The sequence below is a fragment of the Candidatus Formimonas warabiya genome (genome assembly GCF_002777255.1).
GTDB classification, from domain to species: domain Bacteria; phylum Bacillota; class Dehalobacteriia; order Dehalobacteriales; family Dehalobacteriaceae; genus Formimonas; species Formimonas warabiya.
The window spans coordinates 1-22,368 of the sequence record NZ_CP017634.1 but is presented as its reverse complement, the minus strand read 5'-3'; the positions used below and the strand labels follow the sequence as shown (position 1 = coordinate 22,368).

The window sequence follows — 22,368 nt, the reverse complement described above, 5'->3', positions numbered from 1 at the left end:
CCCTATTTAATTCTATTATGGAAACAGCTGAATATTCCTTCATGGCAGGCTACTCCCTGCTGGTCCACTTTGATCAGCAGGGTATCCCCATCGCAATCATAATGCATTTCTTCTACCCTTTGGGTATGGCCGGAGGTCTCCCCTTTTTTCCACAATTCTCTCCGGCTCCTGCTGTAAAACCAGGTAAAGCCTGATATACAGGTAAGAATCAGTGATTCTTTACTCATCCATGCCATCATCAATACTTGATTTGACTTACGATCTTGGATAATGGCAGGAATTAATCCCCGGTGATCGAATTGCAAAGACTCCATAAAGGGAAAATCCCCCGGCTCACTTGTGGGACGTACGTTTATCCCACAAAGGCTCAGGTATTTTTTTGCTTCTCCGATGCTATAGGCACCATAGTGAAAAATGGAAGCGGCCAAAGCAGCGCTTGCCCCACCGGTCGTCAACCCCTCTGCCACATGTTTCAAGGTACCCACGCCTCCCGAGGCAATTACCGGGATGCGGACACTGTCCGAAACAGCCCGGGTTAATTCCAGATCGTACCCATCCCTGGTGCCGTCCCGGTCCATGCTGGTCAAAAGTATTTCCCCGGCGCCTAAATTCTCTACCTGCTTCGCCCATGCCAACACATCTATTCCCGTAGCGGTCCGTCCGCCGTGGGTATAGACCTCCCACCCCCCCCTGCCGTTCTGCCGGGCATCTACCGCTACCACAATACACTGGCTGCCGAATTTTAAAGCAGCCTCTTTGATAAAGGCAGGATTCTGGACGGCGGAAGTATTGAGGGATACTTTGTCCGCCCCGGCCGTGAGCAGTTGACGAATATCTTCCATGCTTCTTAACCCGCCGCCCACCGTAAAGGGGATAAACACTTCTTCCGCCGTACGCCTGACCACATCCAGCAGAATACGCCGCCTGTCGGAAGAAGCCGTAATATCTAAAAACACCAGCTCGTCTGCTCCCGCCTGATCATAGAGTTTCGCCAGTTCTACGGGATCGCCGGCATCTTTCAGGTTGATAAAATTGGTTCCCTTGACCACCCGTCCCTCTGTCACATCAAGACAAGGGATCACGCGTTTCGCTAACATGGTTTCAGTTCTCCTCTGTCCAGCTTGATGGCATCCCGTAAGTCAACGGCTCCTTCATAAAGCGCCTTTCCCATAATAACCCCTTCTAAACCATGGTGTTCCATCTGTTTAATCTTTTTGAGATCCTCCAAGGAAGAGACGCCGCCGGAAACAATCACTTTTAAGCCGCTTTCTTTTGCCAGCCGGACGGCAGCTTCAATATTCGGCCCCTGCAGGGTGCCGTCCCGGCACGTGTCGGTGTAAACCACCCGGGCCAGCCCCAGCTTCTTCATTTCCCGGCCTAATTCCACATCGGTCTTAGGCACCGTGGCCTCCCATCCCTCAATGGACACCAAACCCTTTTTACTGTCAATGCCAACGACAATTCTTTCCCCAAACCTTGCGCAGGCAGCAGCCACCAAGGCGGTATGAGAAACAGCCGCCGTACCCAAGATCACCCGGTTAACCCCCAGCGCCAGCACTTTTTCCATCGTCGCCATCTTTCGTATGCCGCCGCCCAATTGGACCGGTATTCTGATCCCTTTGATCACCGCTTCCACCACAGGCAAGTTTTGGGGAGAGCCGGCAAAAGCTCCGTCCAAATCAACCAAATGAATCATTTCCGCTCCCGCCTCTTCCCAGGCTTTCGCTACTCCTACCGGATCATCGGCATAAATGGTTTCCCGGTGGCGTTTTCCCTCAACCAGCCGGACACATTTTCCCGATCGGATATCAATGGCCGGAATCATCATCATTGCGCCGCCACCACCCCAAAATTCTTTAAAATATGCAATCCCGGGCCCGTGCTTTTTTCCGGATGGAATTGAACCCCGAATATTTTCCCCCGTCCCACGACGGAGGCAAAGTTCACACCGTAATTTGTTATAGCTCCTACAAAATCAAAATTTTCCGGGGCCACATAAAATGAGTGAACAAAATAGAAATAGGCCCCGCAAGAGATCCCGTGCAGAATCGGGCAGTCTCCTTCTTTTCTGATTTGGTTCCAACCCATGTGGGGTACTTTCATGTCATCAGGCAAACGGAACCTGACCACTTTTCCAGAGAGCAAGCCCAAGCCCTGATGGACACCATTTTCCTCGCTTTCCTCAAAAAAAAGCTGCATGCCCAGGCAAATCCCTAATAAGGGTTTCTCCTGCCGGACAACTTGCTTAATGGCGTCCAGAAATCCCGTGTGCCGCAGGTTTTTCATGGCATCTTCAAAAGCCCCCACTCCAGGCAATACCACTCCTGAAGCTTCCAGCGCCTTTTGGGGATCGTTTGTAATAAAAGCGGCATAACCCACTTTTTCAAAGCCTTTCTGAACACTGCGCAGGTTTCCCATGCCATAATCAATGATTGCAATCATTTCATTCACCTCCTGGAAAAAGTCCAAAGGGACGATGTAACATCATGTTTTCCCGGTAACCGAATGCCGGGTCCCGTTCTTACAACACTCCCTTACTGGAGGGAATCCCCGTTTCCCGCCCATCCGGAGAAACTGCCTGGCGCAAAGCCCGGGCCAAGGCTTTAAATACGGCTTCCAGGATATGGTGGCTGTTGGTGCCCGAAATTTTATGAAGATGCAAAGTAATGCCTCCGCTGGAAGTAAAGGCACGCAGAAACTCAGGTACCAGTTCCGTTTCAAAATCCCCTACTCTTTGTGAAGCTACCGCCACATGATATAAGAAATAAGGTCTTCCGCTTAGATCCAGGCTGGCCATGACAAGGGCCTCATCCATGGGGACAAAAAAAGTCCCGTAACGGCAGATACCCGCTTTATTTCCCAAGGATTGGTCCAAAGCCTGCCCCAGCACCAATCCCAAATCCTCGATGCTGTGATGCCCGTCCACCACCAAATCACCGGTCATGGCTAATTTCAGATCAAACAGACTATGTGTACAGAACAAAGCCAGCATATGATCAAAAAAACCGATGCCGCAGCTTCCTTCATATTTACCCTGCCCATCAAGATGAAGGGCCAGCTCAATTTTGGTTTCTGCCGTGCTTCTTTCCATCACTGATTTTCGCATGCTCTACCACCTCCGTTACCGGTAAAATCCCGTAATTTTTCCGCCAGTTCCTGTACCTGACGATGCTTCATACGATAGCTGACCCGGTTGGCGATTAAACGGGCCGTAGCAGGAAAAATATCCGCAATGGGAACCAGGTTATTTTCCTTTAAAGTAGCACCGCTGGACACAATATCGACAATCAGCTCTGCAAGATTCACCATCGGCGCCAGCTCTATATTTCCGTGCAGCTTCACCACTTCCACCTGGATACCTTGATCCCGGAAAAAGGTTTCTGCCACCCGGGGAAATTTGGTGGCCACCCGGGCATGATTAAAATGGGACAGGGCCACCTTGCCGTCACCATCAGCCAGGTTTTCCGCCACCTGTTCCGGGACCGCCACCACAAAACGGCACAAGCCGAATTTTAGATCCACCAATTCAAAAACATCCTTATTGCTCTCCACAAGGGAATCCTTCCCTACCATACCAATATCCGCCGCACCATAGTCTACATAAGTCGGTACATCCGTGGGGCGGCAAACGATATATCTCACCCGGTGTTCCGGATAGGAAAAAAGCAATTTGCGGGAATCTGTTTCCAGGCCTGCCGTGGGGTAGCCTACATCCTTCAAGGCCTGAATTGCCTCACTACCCAATTTCCCTTTGGGAAGAGCGATTGTTAAAAATGGTTTGGCCTGGGGTTTTTGCTTTTCCAGGGCCAGCATCAACCGTTCTATGCCAATGGCAAAACCGGTTGCCGGCGCCTCAGACCCGTACTGGCCCAATAAATGATCATAACGGCCTCCCCCGCAAATGGGGACGCCTACTCCGGGGCTGTATCCTTCAAAGACAATGCCGCTGTAATAATCAAAGTCTCTCATAATGCCAAAATCTACAAATACATCCTGATCAACGCCATACACGCGCAGCAATTGGAAGACCTGCCGCAGGTTTTCCAAAGCAGCTTTGGCCATAGGATTCTTGATTAATTTCTCTGCTTTTTCTACCACGCTGATATCACCCCGGATCGAAGGCAAAGACAGGATCAAGCTTTTCATCTCGGCATTGACCCGGTAGGTTTCCAAAAGGATCTCCAGCTCGACAAAATCTTTTTCCGCCACGGAGCGAATGATTCTTTCCTTGACTCCTGCCTCTACGTCAAGTTCATTCACAATACCGCGAAAAAAATCAATGTGTCCGATACTGATCTGAAATCCCTTCAGCTGCGCTTCCCGCAAGCATTCTGCCGCCAGGGCAATTGCCTCGGCATCAGCTGCCGGTCCCGACTCCCCGATTAATTCTACCCCGGCCTGGTAAAACTCCCTTTGTCTTCCCATTTGGGGATTTTCGTAGCGGAATACATTAGAAAGATAGAATAGCCTTAAGGGATATTGTTCCGGAGAAAACCTGGTTGACACCATCCGGGCAATCGGTGTCGTCATGTCTGTACGCAGGGCTAAAATGTTGCCTCTCCGGTCAATAAGCTTAAAAAATTGGTCGTCAGGCGTCTCCGCCGGGACTAAATGATCATAATATTCTAAAACAGGTGTAATTACTTCTTGATAGCTCCAGTCGAGAAATTTGGCGATGAGAACATTTTCCAGGTTCCTTTTTTTTCTTGCTTCATCAGGCAGTAAATCCTTCATCCCGCTGGGTATCTGCAGGTTAAACGTCTTGTGCACCGTAAAAATCTCCTTTTATACTTTAACTAATTAACGCGTTAAAGCAATCTTACCATCCGGTGTTTTGCCCGTCAAGATAAATATTTTGTGACAAAAAAACAAGGGCGATTACTCGCCCTTGTTCTTTTCCCTCAATCTGTGCAAGATCAATTTATACCCGTCAGCCCCGTAATTCAAGCATCTTTTTACTCTACTGATCGTTGCGGTACTTGCCCCGGTAACTTCGGCAATTCTGGTATAGGTTTCGTCACGCTCCAGCATCTTCGCCACTTCCAGCCGCTGAGCCAATGACTTAACCTCCCCTACCGTGACAAGATCTTCAAAGAAACGATAGCATTCTTCCTCATTTTTCAGCAGCATGATTGCTTCAAATAAAGCATCAACAAAAGGATCTTTCCATTTATTACTTCCCGCCATTATGATTCCTCCTCGAAACCCTTTATATATTCCATAAAATATAATAATTTCCTGCCTGATTCGCAAAATGATGTCAAGTAATTTTTTTCTTTCTCAACAAAAAAACCATCCAGAGAGCCAAAGGTAACAAAAGTTGAAAAATTTCATAATAAACATGGCCAATACTATAGTGATAGGATAATTCCATGAAGCTTTTATATTGCTGGTAGCTGTAAACGGTCGCCAAAACCGTTTCCGGGATAACAATCAGGCGAAAATCTTTTAATTCAAACAAATGCGTAATACTGACACAGGTGACAAAGGCATATAGGGCTGCCCGGATAAAAATCCAGCTGAACCATACGGTAATGATTAGTGCTTCAAAACCGCCTAATCTCCCGTAGGAGGCCAATAAAAACATGGGAAAATTGGCGGTTCCCAAAATAGTGGAGCCAAATACACAGAGGAGGAGCAGGGAAAAAAAGAGCAAAATCACCCCGCTTAAACCGCTGGAAACCAGCCCTACCTTGATTAATCCCTTCGGCTGATTGGAGTAGTAGGTCAATACCCCGAAACCTACCCCAGTGGTCAGCCAATCTAAAGGGGACTGAGCGGCATTGAAAATTTTCCCGGCATGATTTTCGAAAACCGGTTGCAGATTCGTGAAATTAATGTCGGAAATATTCATGATCCCCACCAGTATTAACACCATTAATCCCAAAGGAAAAACAAATTCCGCACTGCGGCCGATGACTTCAATGCCATGGAACACGGCAAAGGCTACGACGATGGACATGATAAGGAAAAAAATCAAAAAGGGGGTTTCCGGCAAAAGGACAATGCCTAATTCGCTAAATTCCCGTAAAGTCCACGTGTGAAGCTCGAAAAAGCCGAAGGTTAATAACAAACCCATCAGTTTCCCTCCGGTTTTCCCCAGGATCTTTCCGCTATATTGGATAATGGACTGACCGGAAAAACGCATCCCCATATCCGCCAAAGGATACATGCCTAGTAAAGCGGTCACCCCTACGGCAATGAGAATAGAAATCCAAATATCCTGAAAAACAATCGTTACCGCTTCACCGGGCACAAAGAACACAGAAGTGGAAATGCTGGAAAAGACAACGAGCAGAATAATCTGCCTGTTGGACAAATATTCTTTTTTTTTCATCATAAAACTCCTCGTTCTATTCAGCAATCCTTTCACGCTTGAGTCAAAGGCCGAAAGTCCAAAGTCGAAGGTCAATCAAAGAGTCTTGAAGTCGGGTTAAAAAACTTTGACTTTTGACTTTAGACTTTAGACTGAACTTAGAGGCTAGGAAAGGACTTTGTCAATCCACTGGCTGACGGGCTCAAACAATTTTTCCATCACATTGGTGGGGTTCGGCACGGGAATATTCAGGGCCAGGGCGTAAGACAAGCCCGCCCCTGCCAGTAAGAGCACGGAAAAAACCACCAGTTCTCTCCACATTTTTCCTTTTACTAACCTGGGTACTTCCAGGGCAATGATGATTAAAAAAAGCACCGATAGTGCAGCAATCTGCATGGACATTCCCCTTACTCAATAGAAATACTGTCCGATGTAAGACCGGTTCTGCGAATATTTGCTTGAACTTCCACCTTGACCGGCACTTCAGGGAAGATCTTTGTCCAGTTTTTCTCCAACTGATATTGGGCCCAATATTTTGCATGCTGCCGATGAAAGATACTGCCAAATCCAAAAATGTCCGATTGGAATTCGTTCTGACATTTGGCGAGGGCCATCTCCGCTTCTTCTTTAATTTGTGCGGCATAGGCCTTGTTAATGAATGCAATATCCTCCGGCTTGATACTGGCTTCGGGATCGGAGAATTCTCCCAAATTGCCCTCTGCCACAATTTTCACAGAAATATCCGGCTTTCCGTTAAGAATTTTCGTCTTGATTTGGGATTTGGCCCGGGTCATTTCTACGGTTACCTGAACCGGCTTTTTAGTCCCTTTGTTCGGAACGGAAAAAGTAAGGGTTCCGGTTTTTGCCTGCCCGATCACCCAAAGAAAGCCTTTGGTTTCTCTCTCTTTCAGTTCACCTACCATTTTATCCTCGTAAAAAACCGCCAATCCTTCCAAACGGATGTTTTTTGTGGACCTTGTCTGCCCACCCTGCTGGGACTCTAAGGACACCTCCTTGGGAATTTCTCGCACCTCCAACAAAGGCAGCACGGCCTCCTTTCCCGGAGAGGCCAAATCCACCAAAAAATCCTTTAAATCTACCGCATAGGTTTTGGATACCCTGGGCGCACTCAAGGTAAGCAAATCGTTGACTTCATCGGAAAACAAGTTCTCCAGCACCGGATCCAGTGTGAGCGTCTGCAAAGCAGAACTCTTTGACACCACCACCCAGTTCCGGAGCCGAATATCCTTGTCCCGTTCCAGGTAATCAATAATATCCCCTACCCCGTTTCGGGCTGTTTCTTCTCCCAAAATAATGACCCGGGAGTGTCCTAAAAATATTCTGCGCGGGGTCGTCGTAGAAAGATTGCGCTGGGCGTCAAACACACTGTTTCCTTCTCCAAAATTAATCCAGCCCGGGACGCCGCCGGCCGTCCCTGCCCCAATCGGGCTTCCCCCGCTAGACCGCTCCGGTTTCACTACCAGTACGGAAAACTGAATTTTTTTCGCATCTCCCTGTTGTACCTGGTCGATACCGATTGCCGATACGATGGCCAAATCCTCTACTTCATTCCGGCTCCAGCATCCGGTTGTCAGCAGACATAACAAGAAAACAGCCCCCACTTTCTTGAGATGAAACATATCATTCCCCCCTATTCCCTTTTCTTTGGTGGATGAGGCATCTGCCAAAAATCCTGACGCTGCGGCTCTTTATAGCCGATGAGGCGGGGACGGGTAAACATGGCCCACCAGGGAACCCGGATTGGCACATCTTTTAAGTCCCGGAAGGATACAGGAGCAATGGGGGATAAATAAGGGATGCCAAAAGACCGCAAAGAGCACAAATGAATTAAAATCACCAGTAAGGCCGCCATCACGCCAAAGAGGCCTAAGGTGGCCGCAAGTACCATGATGGGAAAACGCAGCAGTCGTAAAGCATCTGTGGCGTGGACCGTGGGGAGGGAAAAACTGGCCATAGCCGTCAACGCCACGACGATCAGCATAGCTTGTGATACCAGCCCTGCCGTAACAGCCGACTGCCCAATCACCAAACCGCCTACAATCGATACGGCTTGGCCCATGGGGCGGGGCAGACGCAGGCCTGCCTCCCGCACAATTTCAAAAGAAAGCTCCATCAACAGGGCTTCCACAAAGGCAGGAAAGGGAACCCCCGCCCTGGCTTGGGCAATAGAAATGAGCAAAGGAGTGGGAAGCATTTCCTGGTGAAAAGTAGTAATGGCAATATAAAAAGAAGGAAGCAATAAAGCAATATTTAAAGTCACAAAACGCAGCAGGCGTAAAAAAGAAGCCTGATAGGGCCGGACATAGTAATCTTCCGGGGTCTGTAAAAATTGCAGAAACAATACCGGTACGATGAGGGCAAAAGGGGTATTGTCCACTAATATTGCTACACGCCCTTCCAGCAAATTCCCGGAAATTTTATCAGGGCGCTCCGTGACATCAACCTGGGGAAAAAACGACCAGGGGCTGTCTTCGATAAATTGCTCCAAATAGCCGGATTCCAAGATACTGTCCGTTTTAATCCTTTGGATCCTGCGTCTTGCTTCTTCAACCACCTTATCATTGGCAATTCCTTCAATGTAAAGAACAGCTATCGCGGTTTTGGTGAGAGACCCCACCTCAAATGCTTCCGCCTTCAAGCGGGAACTCTTAATACGCCGGCGGATTAAGGCCGTATTGGTGCGCAGGTTCTCCGTAAAACCGTCTCTCGGACCCCGTACCAGCGGCTCGGCTTGCGGTTCCCCAACACTTCGGGACTCCCAGCCTTTGGCGCTGATAATCAAGGCTTCTGACTGACCGTCTACGATCAGAATCGTATTTCCGGACAGCACGGCATTTACCAGTTTCACCATCCGCTTTTCCCTGGTCACTTCTGTCATGGAAATCACATGGTTTTGGGCATGTAGCACAGGTGGGTCCGAAGATTTCCCCTTTTCCCCTAAATAATGAATCATCAAGGCTCTGACTACGTTTTCACTCACTACCTGCTGATTGGTCAGCCCGTCAATAAATAGAACCAGCACCCGGATCCTGTCGGGCGTATAAATTTGAAAACTGCGAAAAACCACGTCACTGCACCGGCGAAATAGATCCCGGAAATAATCCTCGTTTTTGTCCAATGCGCCGTAGAGCACCTTATTATCTTCTTCGCTGCTTTTTTCCGGCTTTTCATGGTGCAAAAAACGCTTTACTTTTTCCTTTAAGCCTTTGAAGACCATTCTCTTATCTCTCCTGTACTTGATCATGAGGCTTCCGGTGCAGCCCTCTCAGATAGGCACATACAATCAATACTATGGGGATTAAATATTCAAAGGTTAGTCCGGAAGATGTCACTACCCGGTCCAAAATCCTTGTCAAGACAGCGACATTGGGAGCGACGGCAATGGACAAAACTCCTTGAATCACGCCGAGAGGGTACACAACAGCCTGATACTCTTTTAACTTCAGCAGTTCGCTAAGCACTAAACAGACCACATAATAAAAAGCGCCGATTTTAATAAAAGCCCCGGCAATCCACAGGGCCATGACCACTGCATCCACACGCTCCACAAATTGTCCCACGCTGATGTACCTGACCAGGGCATAAGTTGGAAAAATATGGTGGGGGGCAGTAGGACCAAAAATAGTCGTCACCGCAATGGTGGTGGGCAACATCACGATGGTAATGGCCACGACCACCCACACCATCGCCTTAAACCCCTGCTCCGGCCTATTCAAATAGGGCCACAAAAAAAACATGAGCACAATTTCTCCCCGCCACACAATAGGGAGGATGGATCCTTTCAATACGGGTTTGATGCCCTGTTCCAGCACCGGCGTGATCTGGGACAGATCCATCTCTCGAACCAACAGCACCAGGATCAGGCAAAAGGTTACTAAAAATACGGGAATAATAAAGGTGGCGCACCTTACTAAAACCTCAAGCCCGGCTTTTACCACCCAGGCCGCTAATAAGGTGAGTACGATCACAAATACCGCGATGGGCGTATCCGGCATAAAAGCGGTCAGTAAAAACTCAGCAATGGTACGAATGATGAGGCAATTTAGCCAGAGCTGGTAAAACAGATAGAGGATGATCACGGCCATGCCCAGGTATGTGCCTAGAACAGTGCGCGTCCAGTGCACAGGGCTTTCCCCGGGAAACATTTTTCCGGTTCTATCTATGATAAAAATTAATCCCAGTTGGAAAACCGCTGCAAATACCGTAAGCATCCACGCATCCGCCCGGGCATAATTGGCGGAAATAGTCGGTTGGATCAGGTTTTCTGTCGCCAGAACAGTAAGAATCATTAAGACGGCGGCCTGCCCCGGACTAATTTTTCCTTTTTCCAGCACAGCAAAAGTCTCCTTTGGGTATCGATAACCGTACCTTTTAGGTTTTACCAAATGAAAGAAATTATTCGAAAAAATAACCGAGGTCGATGACCCCGGTTATTTTCTGTTTAATGCTTTTGCGCCAATGTCGGTGCGATAATGCATTTCTGCAAAGCGGATTTTCTCTGTTTCGCCGTATGCCCGGTTGATTGCTTCCTTAACGGTCTTCCCACTTGCGGTGACGCCCAGTACCCGGCCTCCCGACGTAACAACTTCCTCACCCCGGAATGCTGTTCCGGCATGAAATACATAAGCTTCCGGCCCCGCTTGCCCTAATCCGCGAATGGGTTTTCCGGTCTCATAATGTCCGGGATACCCCCCCGAAGCGATTACCACACACACAGCCGCATCGCCGGACCATTTGATTTCCTGCCCGCACAAACGGCCTGCCAAAATAGCTTCTATAATATTCACTAAATCCGTCTCCAGGCGCATGAGCACCGGCTGGGTCTCCGGATCGCCAAAACGGGCGTTATACTCCAAAACCTTGACGCCATCCTTGGTTACCATCAATCCTGCATAAATCACACCCCGGTAAGTACGTCCCTCCGCTTTTAGCCCGGCCACCGTGGGCTGGAGAATCTTTTCCACTGTAACCTGGGCAATCTCACCGGTATAAACCGGGGCCGGTGAATAAGCCCCCATTCCTCCGGTATTCGGTCCCTGGTCACCGTCAAAAATTCTTTTATGATCCTGGGCAGAAACCATGGGCACCACGTGTTCCCCGTCGGTAAAAGCCAGAATGCTTACTTCTTCTCCCTCTAAGAACTCTTCAATGACGACCTTTGCGCCCGCTTCTCCAAAGGCCTTTTCCTCCATCATTTCTTTCACTGCCATCACTGCCGTGTCTTCATCCTGAGCGACGATAACACCTTTGCCGGCGGCAAGCCCGTCTGCTTTCACCACAATCGGCGCGCCCACTTCTTTGATATATGCGATGGCGGGCTCGATCTCTATAAAAACCTGGTATTTAGCCGTGGGAATATGATATTTTTCCATGATTTCCTTGGCAAGGGCTTTACTGCCTTCAATTTCTGCCGCTTCTTGGGAGGGGCCAAAAATCTTCAATCCCGCCGCAGAGAATTTGTTGACGATTCCTGCCATCAAAGGGGCCTCCGGTCCCACCACCGTCAAATCTATTTTTTTATCTAGAGCAAATTCCTGTAATGCCTCCACGTCGCCTGCCGGGATGGGTACACATTCCGCCAGCTCCGAGATCCCGGCATTTCCCGGAGCACAGTATATTTTAGATACTTTGGGGCTTTGGGACAGCTTCCAAACCAAAGCATGCTCCCTCCCCCCACCGCCTACAACAAGTACTTTCATCTAGTAAACCACTCCCCTATCCGTAAGCCTAGTGCTTAAAATGTCTCATTCCGGTAAATACCATGGCGATACCATGTTCATTGGCGGCCTGAATAGACTCTTCATCCCGCGTGGAACCGCCCGGTTGAATAATGGCGGTTATTCCGGCTTGAGCAGCCTGGTCGATGGTATCACGGAAAGGGAAAAAAGCGTCGGAAGCCAATACCGCCCCGCGGCATTTTTCTCCTCCTTGGGCAAAAGCAATGTTGGCGGAACCCACCCGGTTCATTTGCCCTGCTCCTACCCCAATGGTCTGCCGATCTTTAGAAACGACAATGGCATTGGATTTTACATGCTTAACAACTTTCCAAGTAAACAACAATTCTGCCAATTCCCCTTCTGTTGGTTTCACCTCGCTGACAACCTGCACATCACTTAGAGATACCTTGCCTGTATCTACATCCTGAAGAAGGATTCCTCCATTTACTTTTTTCACATCAACGCCGGATACCCCGGATTGATGAAAGTCCCCGGTTTCCAACAATCTTACATTGGCCTTTTTCATCAGAATGTCCCGGGCCTCAGAAGTAAAGGCGGGCGCAATAATGGCTTCCAAGAAAGAGCCGGACATTTTTTCCGCCGTTTCTTTGTCTACAGCCCGATTCAATCCTACAATCCCGCCATAAGCAGAAACCGGGTCGGCGTCAAAGGCCCGTTCAAAAGCCTCCGCCAAGGTTTGCCCCAAAGCGGTGCCGCAGGGATTGGTATGCTTGATCACAACAGCTGCCGGTTGATCAAATTCACGCACCAGTTCCAGCGCTGCGTTGAGATCGATAATATTGTTGAAGGACAGCTCCTTCCCATGAATTTGCCTGGCTGTACCCACACTGGCTCCCTGAGCGCCGAATTCCCGGTAAAAAACAGCTTTTTGATGGGGATTTTCCCCATAGCGCAGATCTTGAATTTTTTCTCCCCTTAAAACTAAGGTTTCCGGAAATCCCGGTTCCCTGCCTGCCACATTTTTCAGGTATTCTGCAATATAGGTATCGTACTCGGAGGTATGGGCAAAAGCTTCCGCAGCCAGACGCAACCTGGTTTCCTCATTGACGGTGCCGGCGCTTTTTAACTGGCTGATCACTTCTTGATAGCGCGCGGGATTGACGATAATGGTCACAGACTGGTAATTTTTCGCCGCTGCCCGCACCATGGTCGGTCCGCCGATATCAATATTTTCAATGGCTTCTTCCAAGGTCACGTTTTCTTTGGCAATGGTTTGCCGAAAAGGATACAGATTTACCACGACCAAATCAATGGGCACAATGCCCAACTCTTTCAACTGAGCCAAGTGGGCCGGCGTCCTTTTGGCCAAGATCCCTCCGTGCACATGGGGGTGCAGTGTTTTCACCCGGCCTTCCAGAATCTCCGGAAAACCTGTGATCTCAGTAACATAGGTCGCCTCCACCCCTGCTTGTGTGATGGTTTTATAGGTTCCCCCGGTGGAAACAATCTCATAGCCGAACTGAACCAGTTCTTTTGCCAGTTCTACGACACCGGTTTTATCGGATACGCTGATAATGGCTCTCTTTTTCACGATCAAGACCTTCCTTTCCTATCAAAGCCTCTTTAATATTCACCCTTCTCCCCACTACTTCCACCCGGTCCTGGGCAATCCAGCCGATCACCTCGGTATACAGCTGATGCTCCTGTTCCAGAATGCGCAGGGATAAACTCTCTTCCGTATCATCATCCCGCACCGGTACGGCCCGCTGGGCAATAATGGGCCCGGTATCCACTCCATGATCCACAAAGTGCACGGTACAGCCCGATATTTTTACCCCGTATGCCAACGCCTGTTTTTGTCCGTGCATGCCGGGAAAGGAGGGCAGCAAAGCCGGATGAATATTAATCACCCGGTGGGGAAAGCGCTCTAAAAAGCAGGTGCTTAACACCCGCATAAATCCGGCTAAGACCACCAGATCAGCCCGGGACTCCTCCACTACTTTTGCCAAAGTCCGGTCATAGTCCTGCCGGTTCCCATACTGACGGGGGTCAAGATAGGCCCAGGGGATGCCATGATCCTGGGCCCGTTTCAGGGCAAAAGCATCGGCACAGTCGCTGATCACAATATTGATGCAGGCAGGCAGCCTGTCCTTTTCAATACCATCAATAATCGCCTGGAGGTTAGAGCCCCTGCCCGATGCCAGTACTGCCAGCTGTAAGGGTGGCATCTCATCTTCCCCCTCCGATCAAGTGCACTTGGCGGTCTCCGGGGACCATCCGGCCCATCACAAAAGAGCCCGCACAATGCTTCAAAATTTCTGGCACATGGGTTTGATCAACAATCAGGCAATATCCTACGCCCATATTAAAAACCCGGTACATCTCCTGTTCTTCTACATGACCCAGCTTTTGGATCAGTTTAAAAATAGCCGGCACTTCCCATGTGGTCAGGTCAATTTCCCCCTGCACCCCGTCCGGAAAAACCCTGGGCAGATTTTCCACCAGGCCGCCCCCGGTAATATGAGCCATGCCCTTAATGGTATATTTGCCCAGTAAAGGAAGAATATCTTTCACATAAATGCGCGTAGGCACCAGCATCGCCTGCCCCACCGTCTGACCCAATTCTTCCACATAATCCTCCACTTTCAGAGCGGCGATCTCCAAAAGCACTTTCCGGGCCAGAGAAAAACCATTGGAATGAAGCCCTGTAGACGGAAGTCCGATGATCGCATCCCCTGCCTGAATGCGGGAGCCGTCAATAATTTTATCCCGGTCGGCTACGCCTACGGCAAAGCCGGCAATATCATACTCCTCATCTTCATAAAATCCGGGCATTTCTGCCGTTTCGCCGCCGATCAGGGCGCAGCCAGCTTGAAGACACCCTTCCGCCACTCCTTTTACAATATCCGCTACTTTTTCCGGGCTTAATTTTCCCACGGCCAAATAATCTAAAAAGAAGAGAGGTTCCGCCCCTTGCACCAAAATATCGTTGACACACATGGCCACTGCATCGATGCCGATGGTATCATGAATCCCTGTAAGCAGGGCAATTTTCAGTTTTGTCCCTACCCCGTCCGTTCCGGAAACAAGGACAGGTTGTTTATATTGATGCGTATTCAGAGCAAACAGTCCGGCAAAGCTGCCCAGGTCCGTCAATACCTCAGGACGAAAGGTCTTCTTTACATGGGCTTTCATCAGGGAAACAGCTTCGTTGCCGGCAGAAATATCCACACCTGCCTCTTTGTACGTGGTCCCCATCTTAATCCACCTCAATTTCCATGGAATACTTGCCCACGTTTTGGGGAATTTCGATGGCATAATCACCCGTAAAACATGCGGCACAAAAATTGTCCACCGGTAAGCCGGTAGCTTTCAGCATGCCGTCCAGACTTAAATAATGGAGTCCGTCGGCGGCGATAAACTTCCTGATGTCGTCCAAAGATCGTTTGGCGGCAATGAGTTGGTTTCGTTCCGAGGTATCGATGCCGTAATAGCAGGGGTAGTGAATGGGCGGTGAGCTTACGAGCAGGTGCACTTCAACAGCCCCGGCATTTCTGAGCATTTGCACAATCTGCTTGCACGTGGTCCCCCGGACAATGGAGTCATCCACCATCACCACTCTTTTTCCTTCCAATATTCCCTGGATGGGATTCAGTTTTAGGCGGACGGCCGTTTCCCTCATCTTTTGATCCGGCTGGATAAAGGTCCGTCCAATGTAACGGTTTTTCATCAGTCCTTCCATATAGGGGATTCCGGAAGCCTCCGCATACCCCAGAGCAGCGGCAATCCCGGAATCCGGCACGGGAATGACAATATCCGCTTCCACCGGATATTCCCGGGCCAGCTGACGTCCCATTTCCCGGCGCACCAAAGTCACATTCTGCCCGGAAAAATTAGAATCCGGCCGGGCTAAATAAACAAATTCAAAGACACAAAAAGCCTGGCGGGGATTCTTCAAAGTTTGGATACTTCTGAGCCCCTTTCCATCAATGACGACGATTTCCCCGGGATCTACATCACGGATGAATTCAGCCCCCACCGTATCCAGGGCGCAAGTTTCCGAAGCCAAAATGAAGGCATCGCCCATTTTGCCGATACATAAGGGACGTACGCCGTAAGCATCTCTCACCCCGATCAGTTTGTCTTCCGTCATCACCAGTAAAGAAAAGGCCCCCTTGATATCGATCATGGTTTTCATCAATGCCTCTTCAATGGAGCCCTGTCCATAGCGGGCAATCAGTTTCACGATCACCTCACTATCGGTGGTGGTTTGAAAAACCGAACCGTTCAGGGCCAGCCTGTGGCGGATTTCATTGGCATTGGTGAGATTCCCGTTATGGGCCAGAGAAATTAGGCCTTTTAAATAACGAAAATTTAAAGGTTGGGCGTTAGCCACCAAACTGGAACCGGTGGTGGAATAGCGCACATGCCCAATGGCAATGAAGCCTTTCATCGGTTCCAGCAGCTTTTCATCAAAGACCTCCGGCACCAGTCCCATATCTTTGTGGATTTTAAACCGCTTGCCATCGGACACGGCGATGCCGGCACTTTCCTGGCCTCTGTGCTGCAAGGCATAGAGGCCATAATACGTTACGTTTGCCACATCTAAATTCGGCCCGTAGATGCCGAAAAGACCACACTCTTCTTTCGGCTTGTCGTCAAAATTTAGCACGTCGGCCACACCATTTCCTCCTAATATCATTTCGTTCCCCAGCAGAGAACCAACTATTCCCCGCCCTGAAGTCTCTTTAAAATTTCCCGGTAGGCGTCTTCCACATCCCCCAGGTCTCTGCGGAAACGGTCTTTATCCAGCTTTTTCTTGGTTTCCGTGTCCCAGAACCGGCAGGTATCCGGTGAAATCTCGTCTCCCAGCAGCACTTTTCCCCGGTGCAGTCCGAATTCCAATTTAAAATCAATTAAATCAATGTTTTTATCCTTGAGATATTCCCGCATCACTTCGTTTACTTTTAAGGCCATTTCCGCGATTTGAGCCATCTGTTCCTTTGTTGCTAATCCTAAAGCAGCAATATGATAATCATTAATCATGGGGTCGCCCAGTTCATCATTTTTATAGCAATATTCCAAAACGGTATGTTTGAGGGGAGTCCCTTCTTCCAGGCCCAATCTTTTCGCCAGGGAACCGGCGGCAATATTGCGTACGATCACTTCTACCATAATAATTTGGAGGATTTTTACCACCTGTTCGGTATCGGATTTTAATTCGACAAAATGGTTCGGCACACCCTTTTGGGCCAGGAGCTCAAAAAAGTGGGCGGAAATCTTGTTGTTGAGCTCCCCTTTTCCCATAATCGTACCCTTTTTTAAACCGTTAAAAGCAGTGGCATCATCTTTGTATTCCACCCAGGCTAAATCCGGATTGTCGGTTTTATAAACCTTTTTTGCCTTTCCTTCATAAATCATCTCTAGTTTCTGCACCATTTTCATATCCTCCTTATATTTTTTTGTTTTGTGGTCATTACCCTTTCATCCCAGTTTTTTATTCCAAACCCGCCCGCTCAAAAATAAAATCAATATACCGGAGATGGTAATCATAATCAAATAGCCCGTCTACTTCCTCATTGGATAAATAGGACATAATCTCTTTATCCTGTAAAATCAGGTACTGAAAATCCGTCTTTGTCTGCCAGGCATAAAGGGCATTTCTTTGCACCCATTCGTAGGCCGTTTCCCGCAGAATACCCTTCTCTACCAGGGCCAGCATCACCCTTTGGGAGAAAACCAGACCCAGTGTTTTATCTACATTCACCCGCATATTATCCGCATAAACATTCAGGTTTTCCATGACCTGAATGAATAAATGAAGCATATAATCCAACACAATACAACTGTCGGGAATAATTACTCTTTCCACAGATGAATGGGTAATATCCCGTTCATGCCACAGCGCTACATTCTCCATGGCCGCCACCGCGTTCCCCCTGAGGACCCGGGAAAGACCGGCCACCCGTTCGGCAGTAATGGGATTTTTCTTATGGGGCATGGCGGAAGAACCCTTTTGCCCTTTAGCAAAGGCCTCTTCCACCTCCAGAATATCCGTGCGCTGTAAATTCCGAATTTCCGTGGCAAACTTGTCCAAAGAACTGCCGATCACCGCCAGCGTGGTCAGGAATTCCGCGTGCCGGTCTCTTTGAATAATCTGCGTCGATACCAATGCCGGCTTCAAATCCATGCGGCGGCAGACATGTTCTTCCACCCGGGGATCAATATTGGCAAAGGTGCCCACAGCCCCGGAAATTTTTCCTACCGAAATCACCTCTTTTGCTTTAATCAACCGTTCGATACTGCGGTCAACTTCCATGGTCCAAAGAGCCATTTTCAATCCAAAGGTCACCGGCTCGGCATGAATACCGTGGGTCCGGCCCACCTCCAAGGTATATTTATGTTTGCGGGCCTGCCCGGCTAACACATCTCTCAATTTACGCAGACGGGCAAGCAATAATTCCGCGGCTTCTTTCATTTGCGCCGATAAAGCGGTATCCAGCACATCCGAAGAGGTCATGCCCATGTGAATATATTTGGAGGAGTCTCCTACTCTTTCCCCCACCGCCGTCAAAAATGCAATCACATCATGGCGGGTGACGGCTTCAATTTCTTCAATCCGTTTCAGATCAAACCCGGCTTTTTCTTTGATGATGGCAAAATCTTCAGACGGCACCAGGCCTAAATCGACCATGGCCTCACAGGCATAGATTTCCACCTCCAGCATCTTTTGAAACCGGTTTTCCGGCTCCCAGACACTGCCCATTTCCGGTAAGGTATAGCGGTCTATCATTGTCTTATCTCCCCCTTGCTCACTGATGTAATGATTATTTCATGCCGGCCAAATAGGCGTCCACCCCTAAGTCCTGCAACTTGCGGTCTTTTGCTTCCACCTGGTCCGCCATTTCTTTTTTAAACTCCCTCATTTTCTCTCTCACTTCAGGATATTTTAAAGCTAAAATCTGGGCGGCCAGGATACCGGCATTTTTAGCTCCGTTAATGGAAACGGTGGCCACCGGTATTCCAGGAGGCATTTGCACAATGGAATACAAAGAATCTACTCCGTCCAGCGTGGACGTCTTAATGGGAACTCCGATCACTGGAATGGTGGTAAAAGCGGCCAGCACGCCCGGTAAATGAGCGGCTCCTCCTGCCCCCGCAATGATTACCTCAATCCCATTTTCCTCTGCCCTTTCTGCAAGAGCGGCCGTTTTATGGGGGACCCGGTGTGCGGAAGAAACATGGACCTGACAATCGATGCCCAGTTTTTCCAGGATCTTTACGGCATCTTTCATGACAGGCAGATCAGAATCACTTCCCATCACCACAGCTACCTTCCCTATACGCATGCAATTTCCACCTTTCTTTTTCATGTTATTAGCTTTTTTCTTTCTGCCCCAAAATATGTTTCAAGTCCAAAGAAATATAAAGACCCAAAAGGCAGTTCCCGCTTAGCCACGAAATCAACCTAGTTGGGTCAAAGGGTCAAAATCACCCATCAAGAAAAAACCGGCATACATATGTAATCCCGGACTTTTCCGCGTTTCAGGTAGAATTCTGTAGCCAGGGCACTTTACGGCTGCCCGGTAGAAACCCGTAAGCCAATCCCTACGGTTATACAGAACATATTTATTTTTCTATCATAAATATACCAACCTTTGCCGGTCCTGTCAATAAAAATACGAACGTTTTTCGTTTAGTCAAATTTATCATTCGCCTTTACCCTGCTGTTCCTTCCTTCAGATCCTTGGAACGGGTTCCATCCATACCACCGGGAAGGACCTTCCGGCGTGTCACGAGAACAAGAGAGTGCGCTAATAAAAGAGGAAAAAGCGATAAATAATAATCCGATCTGGGGTGCCATAATCGTAAAATCAAAGATGCCATGGCCGAAAAACACGGTCTGAACACCGGCCAGCAAAGGTACCAGGGGGCATTTATCTCTGAACAACAGCCATAGGTTCTGTAATAATTTTCCTTCCATCCAGACAAAGATGAGGATGCCGCCTAATCCCAGCATCACCGCTAAAGAAATCAGCATATTATGGGCATGCAATACCCGCAAGTACTGATAAACATTGTTATCCGCAAAATAAATCCCCATAATCCCCCATCCCGTGAGGGGTTTTTTTAAGAACATGTTAAAACAGTTTTCCCAAATTGCCCACCTCAGATCAATGGTGGAGGATAAAAGATCCCCCCGGGGGAACAATTCCGGAAAGCTAAACAAAAATGCAAAAATGGACACAAAAACCAGTAATCGAATCACCATCTGAAAAGTATTTCCCGCCAAAAGATCATAAACCACCAGCCCCATCAGTAATCCAATCAACGCTCCTCGGGAACCGGTCATAACCAGTACGGCAACCAGTAACAGGATTCCCCAGAAAAACCAAGGCTTTTCCTGCTTCCCTGATTTTTGATAAAAATAATACCCCACCAGAATCATCACCGCATACCAGGAAGCAGCCAGGTTGGGATTACCGAAGGTGCCCGTAATGCGAAAAAGGTTTTCCTCGTTTTCCACCAAGGTCACGAAACCAAATAAATATTTCCACCAGGCGGGGGCATGGCTGATCAGGCCCATATTTTCCAAAAGACCAAATAGAGCGGAACCCAGTGTTAAAAGAAATATGTATCGGAGTAATTCTTCGATCTGCTCCACAGTGCTGCAGTTTCTGTCTATAAAACTGCTCACGGAAAAATACCCTAAGAACATCAAGGACGACAAAACGGAGAACACCTGGGTATTGATAATGCCAACAAAAAAAGACCAGAAAAACAAAAGACCGAGCCCCGCCGTCCAGGAACTCTTAGGAATCCATTCTTTCCGGGAAATTAATTGATATAACAGCACAAGTTGTGGGATAAACACGAAAAACGGTGAGAAAACGATTAAAATTCCACTTATTTGCACCTCTAGATCCCTCAGTCCGTTTTAAGATACAAAATAATACAACAATACAACTCAGTCACCATTATAAATCACTTCCCCGAAAAAGAAAAATACTTTTCCAAGAGAAGAATTTTTTGAAAACTTCATTTGGTTCCTCAGGACAGGCCCGAGAACATTTTTCTTTTCCATAATTTTTCTTAGCTACAAATTGTGTCAAACATCAGTCAAGTCTCATAACATGTACTATGACAAAACGAAGGTCCTCCAGTCCGGGGTCTATCGTTCATGACTGCAGAATGTGAAAGGAGGGTTGCATAATGGGCAAAAAATGCCACCACCACAAAAAAGAAGAACGTTGTGCCGTAGTGGAAGCTGTTACAGATCGTTGCAACAATAACGTATTTGGAAATATTATCTGCTTGATTATCATTTTGATTGTTCTTCAATTCTTATGCGGAGTTTTAAGCTGTGACGAAGAAGAAGAAGAAGTTCAAAGCGAATGCTAATCCGGCCATGATTAATTTTGAAGAAGGGAGGCCAAAAAATGGGTATTTTAGGGGGTTTAAGCAACGGCTGCAATTTTGACTGCATCATTGACTTAATCATCATCTTGATTGTGCTTCAGTTCCTCTGCTCTTGCGTACTTGGCGATCACGGCATCTGCTAATTTATAAAGGAGGATCACATAATGGGCATTTTAGGCGGTCTCGGCGGCTGCAACGGGATGTTTGACGACATCGTTGATCTGATCATCATCCTGATTGTTCTTGAATTTCTCTGCTGCTGTGTGCTAAACGACTAATCACATATGGCACCCAACTTGATACAGCTGCATTCGGTCCTCCGGATGCAGCTTTTCTCTTAGAAAACCCCACCCGCTCTTCCCGGCATCCGGGATCAGCAAAAATAAAATATGGATCCTTCCTAAAATTATTAAACCAGGATTCACTTCACCCGATCCTACAGAGGGCACCAAAAAAATAAAAAAAACATATTATGTTAGCGGAAGGAAGTGAGAATATGAGTCGTCATCATCGGCATAAAAAGCGTAAAGCAAAAGAAAAAGAAGCGGAAGAAAAATTAAGACTGGCTCAAGAAAGCCTGCAGAAAAAAGACAAAGGTTTTTCCTTAACTTCCCTGTTTGGTAAAGTTGACCTCAAAACGATGTCCGGCCAGTTAAAAGATATCGCAGACAGCATGGAGAAGTTCGGTCAGATTGCCGAATTATTACAGTATGCGGATGTATTTGTTAATCCGAAACAAGATGGGGCAAAAGGTTCCGGTTTTAATCTCATGAATTTACTCAAAGACGGCGAAAGCCTGAATCATTTAATGCAGGCTTTAGCTCCGGCCTTCCGCGGTGAGTCCGCGGAAGAAAAGAAAGTAGAGCCCATAAACGTAGAAACCCACTCTGAGGAGAAAGAATAAAGTGGTAAAAAGGAGGAAGGGGCGAAAAA

Annotated in this window: 23 protein-coding genes, 2 pseudogenes and 1 riboswitch; of the genes and pseudogenes, 3 read left to right on the top strand and 22 right to left on the bottom strand. The window is 48.1% G+C overall.

Annotation, left to right across the window (positions count from 1 at the left end; translation table 11 throughout):
* Positions 1 to 2 precede the first annotated feature (2 nt).
* The 22 genes and pseudogenes from hisI to DCMF_RS00015 form a co-directional block, all read right to left on the bottom strand.
* Complete coding sequence (gene hisI / locus DCMF_RS29465) at positions 3 to 314, bottom strand: phosphoribosyl-AMP cyclohydrolase (protein WP_236860287.1); 312 nt, start codon at positions 312 to 314, stop codon at positions 3 to 5.
* A gap of 30 nt (positions 315 to 344) precedes the next feature.
* Positions 345 to 1,097 (bottom strand): annotated as a pseudogene (gene hisF / locus DCMF_RS00110) (imidazole glycerol phosphate synthase subunit HisF); the annotation flags it as partial.
* Positions 1,091 to 1,831: a 1-(5-phosphoribosyl)-5-[(5-phosphoribosylamino)methylideneamino]imidazole-4-carboxamide isomerase gene (hisA, locus tag DCMF_RS00105; RefSeq protein WP_148132545.1), complete on the bottom strand. Its 741-nt coding sequence runs from the start codon at positions 1,829 to 1,831 to the stop codon at positions 1,091 to 1,093. The pseudogene hisF and the gene hisA, both read right to left, overlap by 7 nt.
* On the bottom strand, positions 1,828 to 2,442 hold the full coding sequence (gene hisH, locus DCMF_RS00100) for an imidazole glycerol phosphate synthase subunit HisH (RefSeq protein ID WP_148132544.1): 615 nt from the start codon (positions 2,440 to 2,442) through the stop codon (positions 1,828 to 1,830). The genes hisA and hisH overlap by 4 nt, the downstream gene beginning before the upstream one ends.
* A gap of 79 nt (positions 2,443 to 2,521) precedes the next feature.
* On the bottom strand, positions 2,522 to 3,106 hold the full coding sequence (gene hisB / locus DCMF_RS00095) for an imidazoleglycerol-phosphate dehydratase HisB (RefSeq protein ID WP_148132543.1): 585 nt from the start codon (positions 3,104 to 3,106) through the stop codon (positions 2,522 to 2,524).
* Positions 3,091 to 3,813, bottom strand: coding sequence for an ATP phosphoribosyltransferase (gene hisG, locus DCMF_RS29460; protein WP_236860286.1), 723 nt, complete (start codon positions 3,811 to 3,813; stop codon positions 3,091 to 3,093). The genes hisB and hisG overlap by 16 nt, the downstream gene beginning before the upstream one ends.
* Positions 3,811 to 4,734, bottom strand: a pseudogene (gene hisZ / locus DCMF_RS29455) (ATP phosphoribosyltransferase regulatory subunit); the annotation flags it as partial. The gene hisG and the pseudogene hisZ, both read right to left, overlap by 3 nt.
* Positions 4,735 to 4,878: 144 nt before the next feature.
* Positions 4,879 to 5,187, bottom strand: a complete 309-nt coding sequence (locus DCMF_RS00085) for a YerC/YecD family TrpR-related protein (RefSeq protein ID WP_148132541.1) — start codon at positions 5,185 to 5,187, stop codon at positions 4,879 to 4,881.
* A 73-nt stretch (positions 5,188 to 5,260) separates the two neighbouring features.
* Entirely contained in the window at positions 5,261 to 6,340 is a 1,080-nt protein-coding gene (locus DCMF_RS00080) for a GerAB/ArcD/ProY family transporter (RefSeq protein ID WP_148132540.1), read from the bottom strand.
* Positions 6,341 to 6,481: 141 nt separating this feature from the next.
* Positions 6,482 to 6,712, bottom strand: a complete 231-nt coding sequence (locus DCMF_RS00075) for a hypothetical protein (protein ID WP_148132539.1) — start codon at positions 6,710 to 6,712, stop codon at positions 6,482 to 6,484.
* A gap of 11 nt (positions 6,713 to 6,723) precedes the next feature.
* Positions 6,724 to 7,956, bottom strand: coding sequence for a Ger(x)C family spore germination protein (locus DCMF_RS00070; protein ID WP_148132538.1), 1,233 nt, complete (start codon positions 7,954 to 7,956; stop codon positions 6,724 to 6,726).
* A gap of 11 nt (positions 7,957 to 7,967) precedes the next feature.
* A complete protein-coding gene (locus DCMF_RS00065; protein ID WP_148132537.1) occupies positions 7,968 to 9,554 on the bottom strand; it encodes a spore germination protein in 1,587 nt (528 codons plus the stop codon).
* Between the two features lie 4 nt (positions 9,555 to 9,558).
* Positions 9,559 to 10,671 carry a GerAB/ArcD/ProY family transporter gene (locus DCMF_RS00060; protein WP_148132536.1) on the bottom strand — a complete coding sequence of 371 codons (1,113 nt, stop codon included), beginning with the start codon at positions 10,669 to 10,671 and terminating at the stop codon, positions 9,559 to 9,561.
* Between the two features lie 96 nt (positions 10,672 to 10,767).
* A complete protein-coding gene (gene purD, locus DCMF_RS00055; protein WP_148132535.1) occupies positions 10,768 to 12,036 on the bottom strand; it encodes a phosphoribosylamine--glycine ligase in 1,269 nt (422 codons plus the stop codon).
* Between the two features lie 28 nt (positions 12,037 to 12,064).
* Positions 12,065 to 13,606 (bottom strand): bifunctional phosphoribosylaminoimidazolecarboxamide formyltransferase/IMP cyclohydrolase, encoded by a 1,542-nt coding sequence (gene purH, locus DCMF_RS00050; protein ID WP_236860148.1) that lies wholly within the window; start codon positions 13,604 to 13,606, stop codon positions 12,065 to 12,067.
* Positions 13,572 to 14,243, bottom strand: coding sequence for a phosphoribosylglycinamide formyltransferase (gene purN, locus DCMF_RS00045; RefSeq protein WP_148132534.1), 672 nt, complete (start codon positions 14,241 to 14,243; stop codon positions 13,572 to 13,574). Before purN ends, purH begins: the two co-directional genes overlap by 35 nt.
* 1 nt (position 14,244) lies before the next feature.
* Positions 14,245 to 15,273: a phosphoribosylformylglycinamidine cyclo-ligase gene (purM, locus tag DCMF_RS00040; RefSeq protein ID WP_148132533.1), complete on the bottom strand. Its 1,029-nt coding sequence runs from the start codon at positions 15,271 to 15,273 to the stop codon at positions 14,245 to 14,247.
* A gap of 1 nt (position 15,274) precedes the next feature.
* Positions 15,275 to 16,717: an amidophosphoribosyltransferase gene (gene purF, locus DCMF_RS00035; protein WP_148132532.1), complete on the bottom strand. Its 1,443-nt coding sequence runs from the start codon at positions 16,715 to 16,717 to the stop codon at positions 15,275 to 15,277.
* A gap of 23 nt (positions 16,718 to 16,740) precedes the next feature.
* Positions 16,741 to 17,451 (bottom strand): phosphoribosylaminoimidazolesuccinocarboxamide synthase, encoded by a 711-nt coding sequence (purC, locus tag DCMF_RS00030; RefSeq protein WP_148137671.1) that lies wholly within the window; start codon positions 17,449 to 17,451, stop codon positions 16,741 to 16,743.
* Between the two features lie 61 nt (positions 17,452 to 17,512).
* A complete protein-coding gene (gene purB / locus DCMF_RS00025; protein ID WP_148132531.1) occupies positions 17,513 to 18,808 on the bottom strand; it encodes an adenylosuccinate lyase in 1,296 nt (431 codons plus the stop codon).
* A 34-nt stretch (positions 18,809 to 18,842) separates the two neighbouring features.
* Complete coding sequence (gene purE, locus DCMF_RS00020) at positions 18,843 to 19,364, bottom strand: 5-(carboxyamino)imidazole ribonucleotide mutase (protein ID WP_148132530.1); 522 nt, start codon at positions 19,362 to 19,364, stop codon at positions 18,843 to 18,845.
* Between the two features lie 191 nt (positions 19,365 to 19,555).
* Positions 19,556 to 19,657, bottom strand: a riboswitch (purine riboswitch).
* Positions 19,658 to 19,711: 54 nt separating this feature from the next.
* On the bottom strand, positions 19,712 to 20,746 hold the full coding sequence (locus DCMF_RS00015; RefSeq protein WP_148132529.1) for an O-antigen ligase family protein: 1,035 nt from the start codon (positions 20,744 to 20,746) through the stop codon (positions 19,712 to 19,714).
* 482 nt (positions 20,747 to 21,228) lie between these two features.
* Between DCMF_RS00015 and DCMF_RS00010 the strand changes: the two genes are divergently transcribed.
* The 3 genes from DCMF_RS00010 (at position 21,229) to DCMF_RS00005 (ending at position 22,339) form a co-directional block, all read left to right on the top strand.
* Entirely contained in the window at positions 21,229 to 21,417 is a 189-nt protein-coding gene (locus tag DCMF_RS00010) for a hypothetical protein (RefSeq protein WP_148132528.1), read from the top strand.
* 38 nt (positions 21,418 to 21,455) lie between these two features.
* Positions 21,456 to 21,578, top strand: coding sequence for a hypothetical protein (locus DCMF_RS29985; protein ID WP_257790939.1), 123 nt, complete (start codon positions 21,456 to 21,458; stop codon positions 21,576 to 21,578).
* A 353-nt stretch (positions 21,579 to 21,931) separates the two neighbouring features.
* Positions 21,932 to 22,339 (top strand): hypothetical protein, encoded by a 408-nt coding sequence (locus DCMF_RS00005; protein ID WP_148132527.1) that lies wholly within the window; start codon positions 21,932 to 21,934, stop codon positions 22,337 to 22,339.
* The last annotated feature ends 29 nt before the right edge of the window (positions 22,340 to 22,368 follow it).